The sequence below is a fragment of the Candidatus Nitrospira allomarina genome, from assembly GCF_032050975.1.
GTDB classification, from domain to species: Bacteria; Nitrospirota; Nitrospiria; order Nitrospirales; family UBA8639; genus Nitrospira_E; species Nitrospira_E allomarina.
In genome coordinates this window covers 2,948,402-2,960,013 of record NZ_CP116967.1, presented here as the reverse complement: position 1 = coordinate 2,960,013, position 11,612 = coordinate 2,948,402, and the positions used below count along the sequence as shown (strand labels likewise).

9 protein-coding genes are annotated in these 11,612 nt (G+C 52.6%); 7 read left to right on the top strand and 2 right to left on the bottom strand.

All coding sequences use genetic code 11. From position 1 onward, the window contains the following. The first annotated feature begins 6 nt into the window (after positions 1-6). The 4 genes from cydB (at position 7) to PP769_RS13160 (ending at position 6,100) form a co-directional block, all read left to right on the top strand. On the top strand, positions 7-1,041 hold the full coding sequence (gene cydB / locus PP769_RS13175) for a cytochrome d ubiquinol oxidase subunit II (protein WP_312640856.1): 1,035 nt from the start codon (positions 7-9) through the stop codon (positions 1,039-1,041). A gap of 316 nt (positions 1,042-1,357) precedes the next feature. Further along, entirely contained in the window at positions 1,358-2,053 is a 696-nt protein-coding gene (locus PP769_RS13170; RefSeq protein WP_312640855.1) for an HAD family hydrolase, read from the top strand. Positions 2,054-2,592: 539 nt separating this feature from the next. Then, positions 2,593-4,257: a glucose-6-phosphate isomerase gene (pgi, locus tag PP769_RS13165; protein WP_312640854.1), complete on the top strand. Its 1,665-nt coding sequence runs from the start codon at positions 2,593-2,595 to the stop codon at positions 4,255-4,257. Between the two features lie 199 nt (positions 4,258-4,456). Further along, complete coding sequence (locus tag PP769_RS13160) at positions 4,457-6,100, top strand: acetolactate synthase large subunit (RefSeq protein WP_376753446.1); 1,644 nt, start codon at positions 4,457-4,459, stop codon at positions 6,098-6,100. A gap of 199 nt (positions 6,101-6,299) precedes the next feature. On the opposite strand, the gene PP769_RS13155 is transcribed toward PP769_RS13160, so the two are convergent. After that, positions 6,300-7,844, bottom strand: coding sequence for a DegQ family serine endoprotease (locus tag PP769_RS13155; protein WP_312640838.1), 1,545 nt, complete (start codon positions 7,842-7,844; stop codon positions 6,300-6,302). A 525-nt stretch (positions 7,845-8,369) separates the two neighbouring features. Between PP769_RS13155 and PP769_RS13150 the strand changes: the two genes are divergently transcribed. The 3 genes from PP769_RS13150 (at position 8,370) to PP769_RS13140 (ending at position 9,908) form a co-directional block, all read left to right on the top strand. Next, positions 8,370-8,750, top strand: coding sequence for a hypothetical protein (locus tag PP769_RS13150; RefSeq protein WP_312640836.1), 381 nt, complete (start codon positions 8,370-8,372; stop codon positions 8,748-8,750). After that, complete coding sequence (locus PP769_RS13145; protein ID WP_312640834.1) at positions 8,747-9,187, top strand: hypothetical protein; 441 nt, start codon at positions 8,747-8,749, stop codon at positions 9,185-9,187. The genes PP769_RS13150 and PP769_RS13145 overlap by 4 nt, the downstream gene beginning before the upstream one ends. 121 nt (positions 9,188-9,308) lie before the next feature. Then, on the top strand, positions 9,309-9,908 hold the full coding sequence (locus PP769_RS13140; protein ID WP_312640832.1) for a hypothetical protein: 600 nt from the start codon (positions 9,309-9,311) through the stop codon (positions 9,906-9,908). A 145-nt stretch (positions 9,909-10,053) separates the two neighbouring features. Here the strand turns inward: PP769_RS13140 and PP769_RS13135 are convergent, their stop codons facing one another. Then, positions 10,054-11,523, bottom strand: coding sequence for a Do family serine endopeptidase (locus PP769_RS13135; RefSeq protein WP_312640830.1), 1,470 nt, complete (start codon positions 11,521-11,523; stop codon positions 10,054-10,056). Positions 11,524-11,612 lie beyond the last annotated feature (89 nt).

Here is an 11,612-nt window from a genome sequence, read left to right as displayed (position 1 = left end):
GTTACGATGGAAACCTTCTGGTATGTTGCCGTCACCTTGATGCTGGCTGTCTTTGTTGTCCTTGACGGCTTCGACTTCGGCCTGGGCATCGTCTATGCCTTTGTCGCGAAAAATGAAACGGACCGGCGGGCGGCGTTGGCCGCCATCGGCCCCATTTGGAACGGCAACGAAGTATGGCTGATCGCTGCAGGTGGTCTGTTATTCTTTGCCTTTCCCAAGGCCTATTCGGCAGGGTTCAGTGGTTTTTATCTGGCCTTACACCTGGTCTTGTGGCTACTGATTGCCCGTGGACTCGCACTCGAACTTCGTTCGCACGTGGATCACGCCCTGTGGCGCCAATTTTGGGACGTGGCGTTTGCCGGTGCGAGCCTCTTGCTGGCTGTCGTGTTCGGCGTGGCCTTGGGCAACCTCATTCGCGGCGTGCCCTTGAATTCCGACGGCTATTTCTTCGTGGCCCTCTGGACAAATTTTATGACCGGACCGGAGCCGGGCATACTGGATTGGTTTACCGTTCTCATCGGAGCCACAAGCGCAGCGATCCTCGCCATGCACGGCGCCAATTTCCTGGCCATGAAAACGGAGGGCCAGTTGCGGAACCGGGCACGGCGTGCGGCCTGGCTGATGGGATCGGCCGTGGTTATTCTGGTCGGGCTGGCCCTGACCTCCGTCCCCTTTGTCCAACCCTTATTCTTTCGCAACTATGCCGCCCATCCTGTCGGATACATTTTCCCCGTTCTCAGTATAGCGACGCTGTTATTGGCTCTCATGATACGAAGGCGCAATTGGGATGCGGGAGCATTTTCCGCAACGAGTCTCCTGATTCTGACGATGCTGGGCAGCACGGCCTGGGGGTCATACCCAAACATCCTGATTGCGACAAACGATCCGGCCAATAGCTTGACCGTAACCAACGCCACGGCCGGCCTCTATGGTCTGCAAATCGGCCTCTGGTGGTTTTTGGTCGGATTCATTCTGCTCATTGCCTATCAAGCTTGCGCGCATCAGGCGTTCCGGGGGAAGGTCAAACTGGGGGCACACTGAAACTGTCCATTCTATAGATTCGTCTCAACACCAGCTTCACGACCAGAATCTCTCAACAACAGGCCTCCGTGCTGAGGCTCGCCACCAAAGCGTTCCCCGAGAGTTACCAGTAACTACAGATGGAATGATTGGGCAAGCAACTCCCTCTTCTTGATCTGCGTCATCTCTGAACGTATTGCTATCACGGCTCTGAGGGTTGGACAGACTCCTCAGAGGAATTGTACGATCCTGTTGACAAAGGAAAAACTGTTAGAAGCAGATGCGCTCATCGAAACAGACGGAAATTGGCATGATCCATGCCGGAGAGGATAAGAACATGACGGTCCCGAAAGAAGTGGTCTTCCTATTGGATGTAGATAATACCCTATTGGATAACGACCACATCGGCACCGACCTCAGCCATCATCTTGCGCAAGAGTTTGGCGAGAAAAACCGGGATCGATACTGGGACATTTTTGAGACGTTGAGAAAGGATCTCGGTTATGCGGACTATCTGGGAGCTTTGCAACGCTACCGTGTCCAAACCATGAATGACCCGCGGTTGTTGTTGATGTCTTCATTTCTGGTTGACTATCCGTTTGCAGAACGCCTCTATCCTGGCGTGCTCGACCTTCTGGCTCATCTTGATCATTTGGGCCGAACGGTTATCCTCTCGGATGGTGATGTGGTCTTTCAGCCCCGCAAGATCCAACGCTCGGGATTGTGGGACGCAGTCGAGGGTCGGGTGCTAATTTACGTGCACAAGGAACACATGCTCGGCGATGTTGAGCGACGTTTTCCAGCTCGACATTACATCATGATAGACGACAAGCTTCGTATTCTTGGAGCCATGAAACACGTCTGGGGCGATCGTCTGACAACGATCTTTCCCCGCCAGGGCCATTACGCGTTGGATCAAAATAACCTCAAGGCCTACCCCCCGGCTGACCTTACGGTTGAGCGCATCGGCGACCTGATCAAATATGATCTACCTGCCTTGATGGGCAGGATCGATACCGGCCATACGGACTAGGAGACGCCATGAAGGGGAAGATCAAATCAGGGATTATGGAAAGGATATTAAGAAACTGTGGAATATCGTCACATCCCAAACTCAAGCGTTGGTCCCAAATGTAGACAATCTGCGTTTATCCATGGGAATCCATTCATGTACTTACCCTTCCGATCAGTCAGGGTTCCCCGCAGGTAACATGGAAGTGAACCCTGTTGTCATTCCTGTTTTGAATCATGATATTTCTGGGATGAACCGTCAATGGGCTACACAGTTCTTCTTGGCACACCCTGTTGCATTTTATAAGCCATATGCCCAAACTTAAAGAAATGGCAGTATCGACTTCTTATCTGGTGAAGGAGCCCTTTTCAGAGGATTTGTTTCCTGCTACGCTCGACATGCAGGACGTTAGGACCGATGAGTGATCATGTCGGAAGATGAAAATGAGACACCTGCACGAAACTTCCAACGTGAAGGGACGGCACCTTTGCCAATTTCTGGCATGATCTGATGAACAAGATTCTCGCCAAAATCACCACAATGATAAAGGTCGCATCAGCATGAGCCGCGTGAAACCGACCACTCGCAGGGCTCGCCGGGTGTTAACCAAGCGGCCCGCGTGGAAAGCGTTGGCCGCGCATTATAAGACGATCCACAGTCTGCATCTGCGCCAGCTCTTTGCCGACGATCCCGACCGGGGCGAGCGCCTGACCGCCGAAGCCGCCGGCATTTACCTTGATTATTCGAAAAATCGCATCACCGACGAAACATTAGGCCTCCTCCTTCAGCTTGCCGAAGACTGCGGTCTGCATGAGCGCATCGCTGCCATGTTCTGTGGGGAAGAAATCAACGTGACAGAAAGACGCGCTGTTCTGCACACGGCTCTGCGCGTGCCCGAGACCAAACGAATTCTCGTTAATGATGTCAATATCGTCCCTGAGGTACATGGGGTTCTCAACCGCATGGCGGAATTTTCACATCAGGTCCGCAACGGCCTTTGGCGGGGACACACCGGCAAGCGGATACGCCACGTGGTCAATATCGGCATCGGCGGCTCTGACCTCGGTCCGGTGATGGCCTATGAAGCGCTGCGTCATTATAGCCAGCGCGACATGACATTCCACTTCATCTCGAATGTAGACGGCACCGACTTTGCCGAAACCACGCGCAACCTCAACCCGGAAGAGACGCTCTTCATCATCTGTTCGAAGACGTTTACGACCCTGGAAACCTTGACGAACGCCCATACCGCGCGCGCGTGGAGTGTGCGCCAGATCGGACACGAGCAAGCCGTGCGCAAGCACTTTGTAGCCGTATCGACCAATGCCGAAGAGGTGTCAAAGTTTGGGGTCGACACGGCAAACATGTTCGAGTTCTGGGACTGGGTCGGCGGGAGATATTCGATGGATTCCGCCATCGGCCTCTCGACCATGCTCGCCGTCGGCCCCGATCACTTTCGTGCGATGCTCGCTGGCTTTCACGCGATGGATGAACATTTCCGCACGGCTCCATTCGACCGCAATCTGCCCGTGCTCATGGGGCTCCTCACCATCTGGTATAACAATTTCTTTAAGACAGAGACGGTCGCTGTCTTACCCTATGACCACTACCTCAAACGCTTCCCGGCCTATCTCCAGCAGTTGACGATGGAGAGCAATGGCAAGCATGTCACGCTCGGAGGCGCAAGCGTCGGGTATCAGACAGCTCCGATTTATTGGGGCGAACCCGGCACCAACGGCCAACACTCTTTCTACCAGCTGATCCACCAGGGAACAAAGTTAATCCCCTGCGATTGTATCGGTTTTTCCCAAACCTTGAATCCGATCGGCCATCAGCATGACATGCTGATGGCAAATCTATTTGCACAGACCGAGGCGTTGGCCTTCGGGAAGACCGCCGAGGAAGTCAATGCCGACGGCATACCAAACTGGCTGGTGCCGCACCGCGTGTTTGATGGCAATCGCCCGACCAACACCATTCTTGCCGAGCGTCTGACGCCGGAAACGCTCGGGGCGTTGGTCGCGCTCTACGAACACAGCGTCTTCACACAAGGGACGATCTGGGATATCGATTCATTCGACCAATGGGGCGTTGAACTGGGCAAGGTGCTGGCAAAACGGACGCTTGCAGAACTGGAAAGCCCTGAAGAACCGCAGCTCAAGCATGACAGTTCGACCAACGCGCTCATCCGTCGCTACCGCCGCTTCCAGAAAAGTCCTCCCTGAATGGATCACATCCGGCCAACTGGCCGGATCGGTCGGCGGGCATGTCTAGCGGGCGGCTGTGTCTGCGGCCCGCCCGGCAATGGACTATACGGCGCGCGCGATTCCGCGCTGCGACGGAATCGCGATTATCCTGAGAAAAGCTCACATTCTCTGGCAGCGTTACTCAAATTTTTCAAGAATATTGAATACGGAAGCACGCATGAAAGCCGCCACACTCATCGTACAATGTCTGGAGAACGAAGGCGTGAAATATATCTTCGGTGTGCCGGGCGAGGAGAATATGGATCTTCTCGATGCGATGATCGGTTCTTCTATCTGCTTTGTCATGACCCGCCATGAGCAGGGCGCGGCCTTCATGGCCGACGTGTACGGCCGGTTGACCGGCAAAGCCGGCGTGTGTCTCTCCACGCTGGGGCCAGGCGCAACGAATCTCATCAGTGGCGTGGCCGATGCCACCATGGATCGTGCGCCACTCGTCGCCCTGACGGGCCAAGCCGATCAGGACCGGCTGCATAAGGAATCCCATCAGCACCTTGACATTGTTTCCCTGTTTCGTCCTGTGACAAAGTGGAATGCCACCTTGCCCATTCCCGACATCATTCCTGAAGTCTTTCGGAAAGCCTTTAAGCTGGCTCAGTCCGAAAAACCCGGCGCCACACACATCGAAATTCCCGAAGACATTGCCTCTATGGAAACCGAGGGTCAACCTTTGCTCGTGCAATCGGTTCACCCCGGCGGGGCCGCACCCGAACAACTCGACAAGGCCCGACGTATCATTGGGGAGGCCAGGGCTCCGATCGTGCTCGCGGGCAATGGCGTCATTCGCGGACATGCCTCCGAAGCGCTGGTGCGCTTTGCTGAAAAGCTGAACATTCCAGTCGCCACAACCTTTATGGCCAAAGGCACCATTCCCGATACCCACCCGCTCTCGCTCGGTGCCATTGGACTGGAGACCATGGACTATGTGAACTGCGAATTCCTGGATGCGGACGTCGTGATCGCAATTGGATATGACATCGTGGAATATGCGCCCCATGCCTGGAACCCCAACCGCGATAAGAAAATTGTGCACCTGGACATGTCGCCCGCCGAGGTTGACGCGTCGTACATCATCGAGGTCGGGGTCGTGGGTACGATCACTTCGTCACTTGAAGCGCTGACAGATCAGGGCCACGCGCCCGCTACGACGCGTGCCTCACGTTTTCGCCAAATGCGTCACGAGGAATTGGCACAAGGCGGTCAGGACACGTCATTTCCTCTTAAGCCGCAAAGAATCCTCGCGGATCTGCGTGCGGCGCTGGCCCACGATGATATCGTGATCTCGGATGTCGGCGCGCACAAAGTCTGGCTTGGGCGCCTCTTCCCATGCTTTCTTCCCAACACCTGCATCATTTCGAACGGGTTCGCGGCCATGGGCATTGCCCTGCCCGGCGCAGTGGCGGCCAAATTGGCACACCCGGACCGCCGTGTCGTGGCGGTCACCGGGGACGGAGGGTTTCTGATGAATTCGCAGGAATTGGAGACCGCCGTACGCATGGCTACCCCCTTTGTGGTGCTTATTTTCAATGATGGCGGTCTCGGCCTGATTCGCTGGAAACAAATGCAGCAATTCGGCAGATCGACATACGTGGAATTTCACAATATGGATATCGTGAAATACGCGGAAAGCTTTGGTGCGAAAGGGTATCGCATCGCATCAGCAAAGGAACTGGCACACGTGCTGCAAAAGGCGTTGAACTCCAATACCCTTTCAATCATCGACTGCCCGGTCGATGCTTCTGAGAATTTACTCCTTACCCAAAGACTTGGCACTCTTCCCTCAACGCCTGAGGGTCAACGATAAACACACCGCGCGTTCTCAGCAAGTTTTACCAACGCGATACGCCTCACCCCTTACCCCTCTGCTTCATGTCCAATTGAATAACCCACCTCGGCTCATGATCTAACCAACTCCTTAACCAAAACGGGATACCACACCGCTCCTTTTTTAATTCAGGAAGTATGGTATCCCGCTAAGACTTACCGTGTATTTTTTCGGTCTATTAGACTTTTACAGTCAGATACAAAGCTCCTTGACCCCTATGAATAAAGATCAAGGCGGAGGACTTGTCCGTCAAGCTGGAGGTCACTTTTCTGAAATCCTCCTCCGAGCGAACCGGATTACGATTGATTTCGCTGATCACATCGCCCTGAGCCAGTCCTGCCCGTGCGGCATAGCTTCCCGGTGCGACATCCATAACCACCACCCCGTTCACATTTTCTTCCACCCCTAATTGCTCGGCCATACCAGGGTTGAGATTCTGAACAGCCACCCCGGCAAGGGGTCCTTCCGTCGTGCCCATCTGGCCTGCTTGTGCCACTTGGACAGGCTTATCTTGTTCACGAATTTCCGCATTCAGAGTATGCTTCTGCCCATCCCGGATCACCACCATCTTCACCTCCGTTCCAATAGTAGTCCTGATAACATGATGCTGAAGACTACGCGGATCCAATACGGGTTTGCCCTGATATTCGACAATCACATCACCCCGTTTGAGGCCCGCCTTGTCGGCAGGACTTCCGGGAACAACATTAGTAACCAGCGCACCTTTGGATTGATCCAATTTAAAGGAGCCTGCGAGATCCGTCGTGACGGCTTGTATACCGACGCCCAAGAATCCTCGCACAACTTTTCCGGTACTGACCAAACTGTCATACACCGGTTTGGCAAGATTGGTGGGAACGGCAAATCCCACACCTTGGTACCCGCCGGATTGGGAAAAGATTGCGGTGTTAATTCCGACCAGTTGGCCTCGCGTATTCACCAACGCGCCACCGGAATTCCCCGGATTGATCGCGGCATCGGTCTGAATGAAATCTTCATACTGAGTAATGCCCATGCCTCCTCGACCTAATGCGCTGACAATCCCCAGCGTGACGGTGGAATTCAACCCAAAAGGATTGCCGACCGCCAGGACATATTCTCCGACTCGAAGCTCGCCGGAATTTCCCCATGGAACATACGGTAAATCCTTCCCATCAATTTTAATGACGGCTAAATCAGTCTGAGGATCAAGGCCGATCACTTTTCCCGTGAATTCCCGATTATCCGGAAGGGTGACCATGATTTCCTTGGCCCCATCGACCACATGATCATTGGTCAACACAAATCCATCACTAGAGATAATGACCCCGGAACCGGCTCCCTGCCCTTCCGGAGCAGGAGGCCCGTTGGGCCTGTTCGGCATTCCTGGCATCTCCGGCATTCCTGGCAGACCGAAAAACTCTCTCATCGGATCAGACGGCATCCCCGACATGGGAACCGGCGCTTCTTTTCGAACCGTAATATTAACCACTGCGGGGGTCACCGCCTGGGCAATGTCAGCAAATCCTCCTTTTTCCATATTGGGAAGGGATCCAACGGATGCAGGATCTGCCGGATGAGAAACTGCTGCTTGCGAATGAAAAGGCATATTCCATGACCCGAGCAGTAGGATTCCAGCCAGGAAGCCGATGCCGGCCAGTCCCGCCTTCCCGGCATTCATTCTGGTAAAGGACAACGGCCATTGAAACCGCCAACCACGAGAACCACGATTGTTTGTACCCATTGACACTCCTCCTTGATAGTAAGATTGCCGACCCTGAGATATTTCGTATCGACATCCTATCTATTCAGTATAAGCTGAGGATTAATTGACTATTAATTTTGATTAATTTTCACACGATTATTTAAACGCTGACGCATCTCTCCACTTAGAAATCAACTGCCGGCAACAACCCGCTCGCAAACCAAAAGAAAGGCGCCTGCGCCATATGTCATCCGAAGGCCGAGGGCAACCATTTTCCCCAATTGAGCAAACAGGGCATGCCTCCTGAATCGACCTTGGACACATCCATGAGAAGGATCAACATCGACTTTTCAAGGTGTCCGTGTCCAGACAAAAACAGGTTCACGGTAGATTCCCAATGAATGTCGTGTCACAATAATGTAAGGAGGACGGACAGACCGACATCCAGAAGAACAAGATGACGGTCATTTCAGCATAGATGCCTCAATCTGCAACTGATACTTACATGGGGGTCAACGCTTTTCAGATTTCAAAAGGACGGCTTGACCGGAACAGGAGGACATCATGGAAATATTGACTCTCGTGATCGCTATCGTCGCCTTAGTGATTGCGATCATGGCCTTTCAACGAACCGGCGGGGGAATGCGCGATCTCCGTCGACAAATAGAAGACCTCACCGAAAAATCCGAACATGCGACCAAGGGGGCCCGCGACATGACCGCTGATGCCCTTAGCCGCCTGGAAACGTTTATTCGTGGACAGCAGAAACCTGCGCCATCGCAGCAGGTACCACTGGAAGACAAACTTCCAACCACACCGCAGACCTTTTCTTCAACAGAGCAGGAAAAACCAATAGACGAACCTCCAACCACACAGCAGACCTTTCCTTCAACAGAATCGGAAAAACCAAGAGACGAACCTCCGACCACGGAACGGAAACCATGAAACCATGGGTCATACCGGCGACGGTATTTTTTCTAGGATTAGGCTTTGGCTTAAGTGGCCCGATGTTAGCTTCACGGTATTTGAATTCCTATCTTCCCGCATTTTTAAAAGACGCCATGCATCCACTTGAGGGATCGGTGACACACAAACAACGCCAAGAGGATCGTTTACTGGTCACGATTACGACTCAAGACGGAAGCATTTTAGCCACCTTTCAACAACAGGTGGCTGAGATCGAGCTCCTCATTGAGGAACGGGACCTGGTGACATTAGACGTGCCGAAATACGAACCTTTTATACACAACCCCACATTGCTTCGGGTCACAAAACACAAGGAGATGAACCCTGCCCATGCGGCACCTCCGAATTCGTCCGTTCCATCTGGCCTGACAAAGGAATCCGGCTCAATGATTGATTCCCCAGGATCTGCTCCCTAAACTAACGAGGCAGTATCGAACACCTGTTCTCCTTAAGGAGGACTTACGTATTTCCCTGGGCTTATCAAAAAAAGAGGTGAAAGTGATTTGGTTAAACGAAGCACGTCAGTTGAATAGGTCCATGCTATGGATTCTACAAGTTCTCCTGTTGGTGGGTATATTGACAGGCTGCGGTGCCATGAATGCCATACCCCTTCCCGAATCGCCAACTGCAGTTCAACAACTCCTCATGGCTCAAGCCGTGGAGCGAAGCTTGCATGAAAAAAACACCATGCCCATTCCCCTAACCACTGGAGATACAGTAAGTCTGGATATGGCTGGATTAAGCGTTGAACAAGGGTTGGCCGTTGCACAAAAATTTTTTAAGGGAGCCATTGGGGGCTGGCTGGGGGAAAATGGACTGAAAATCGTCATGGATCCAGCTCAAGCCAAGTACCGGATCCACATCCTTGTTCAGGGTTTAGGAGTCGAGCAACGGTCCTCCTTGTTCGGGTTACCACCAATACAGAGTGCGCTTCTCCCCATTGCCTTGCCCGAGATTGCGATATACGCTTCTCAAAAACTGTCAGGATATACCCGGTTCCGCCTGGACATATACGAAACAACGACAGGACAGTTTGTTCGCTCCACTCCCTGGTTCCAAGGTTCAACCTACTTCAACGAATATACCATCTTGTTTTTTTTCGACTTCGAGTTTACCGATTTGATCGCTCCATTTTGATCTGGTGCTCTTTTTTCGACCAAGAATATTTAAACATCCCCGGCCTCTTGAAAAAACAAAGAGCCATTGGACAGAAAGTTTAAATGCCCTAGACAAAAGCTCCTCTGATAAATCCGTGAATCACCAGAAACCTCTCTTGACTCCTTCAGGAAGATTTCACCACCACATACAAATGACGTGAGGAACGGACAAGCACGACCAGTACCGCGTGTTCCTTCTTAAGCCGTTTAAACCAGGAGGAATACTCCCTGACGGATTCCACGGGATGCTTATTTAATTCAATAATGACATCTCCTTCTATGATCCCCGCCAATTCAGCGGCACATCCTTCCTCAAGGAATGAGACCACCGCTCCCTTGGTGGCAGGATTCAACCCATATTCCTGAATGGCCGCCTCATCGACATCGGCCACTTCCACACCGGAAAGAGGATGTTCCGCGCGAGGCGTACGAGTACGCCGGGCCTGAGGGGTCGGTGGTTGCTCACGGATAACCACTCTTACCTTACGTTCTTTTCCATTTTCGACCATACCCAGTTCAATCTGTTCTCCAATAGTGGCACGTGTCACTTGTTCCAGCAACATTTGTCCATCTTTCATATTTTTTCCTTGGTACTCAAAAATTACCTCTCCCCGGTGTATCCCGGCCTTGTCGGCCGGCCCACCAGGAACCACATCCGTCACCAGGGCCCCTTCCCCGCTTTTTAGGCCAAACCACGGAGCCAGTTCCGTCGTCATTTCCTGTACCCCCAGTCCTAAATATCCCCTAACAATCTTGCCATGTTTGATCAGTTCCTCTAACACAGGTCTTGCCAATGAAGAAGGCACAGCAAACCCCACTCCTTGATACCCTCCACTTTGAGAGGCTATTGCTGTATTAATGCCAACTAATTCTCCTCGGGTGTTCACCAACGCCCCACCTGAATTTCCCGGATTTATTGCCGCATCGGTCTGAATGAAATCTTCAAAGCGGGCTAACCCCATCCCTCCTCGATCAAGAGCGCTGACGATACCTAGCGTCACCGTTGAATTCAGACCAAACGGATTGCCAACGGCCAATACATATTGACCAACGGCTAATGAGGCGGAATTTCCCCAGGGAATCACAGGAAGTTTGTCTGCCTGAATTTTGATAACCGCCAAATCCGTCTCGGGATCCGCCCCAACAACCTTGGCTGGAAATTCACGTGAATCGGGAAGAGTGACAAGGAGATCACGGCTTTGGGCAATCACATGATTGTTGGTCATAATGAATCCGTCGGGAGACAGGATGACACCTGATCCTGAACCCTTTTGGCGTTTGGGAATACCCGGTGGGGGTTGGCTTTCACCAAAACCTTTAAACGGAAGTGGAACGCCTCCTATACGGGATTCGACAATATCAACAGTTGCCGTGATATTCACAACTGCCGGGGTCACGGCCTGAGCCACGTCCGCAAATCCTGCTTCCTTGAATGTTTTTTCCTCCATTCGTTCCAGGGGGGACTCTGAGGACTCAGCTGCCCATCCGGCACCTCTGTCTATTCCAATACTCAGCGCAACCACACTGCCACAACCGATCCACAAGGCCAGGACGGAACTCAGGATCGCCATACGCCTGGGAAAGTGACGCGTCACCTTGCAATTCCTATTACCCATTTTTATCTTCATAATTGGTTCTTGATGTATGATCTGCGATCTCGGAATAGATTATCCGATGACTAAAA

Coding starts and splice junctions, on each gene's coding strand:
- PP769_RS13145 (WP_312640834.1), top strand. CDS start 8,747: ATGAAACCATGGGTCATACCGGCGACGGTATTTTTTCTAGGATTAGGC.
- pgi (WP_312640854.1), top strand. CDS start 2,593: ATGAGCCGCGTGAAACCGACCACTCGCAGGGCTCGCCGGGTGTTAACC.
- PP769_RS13160 (WP_376753446.1), top strand. CDS start 4,457: ATGAAAGCCGCCACACTCATCGTACAATGTCTGGAGAACGAAGGCGTG.
- PP769_RS13140 (WP_312640832.1), top strand. CDS start 9,309: ATGCTATGGATTCTACAAGTTCTCCTGTTGGTGGGTATATTGACAGGC.
- cydB (WP_312640856.1), top strand. CDS start 7: ATGGAAACCTTCTGGTATGTTGCCGTCACCTTGATGCTGGCTGTCTTT.
- PP769_RS13170 (WP_312640855.1), top strand. CDS start 1,358: ATGACGGTCCCGAAAGAAGTGGTCTTCCTATTGGATGTAGATAATACC.
- PP769_RS13155 (WP_312640838.1), bottom strand. CDS start 7,844: ATGGGTACAAACAATCGTGGTTCTCGTGGTTGGCGGTTTCAATGGCCG.
- PP769_RS13150 (WP_312640836.1), top strand. CDS start 8,370: ATGGAAATATTGACTCTCGTGATCGCTATCGTCGCCTTAGTGATTGCG.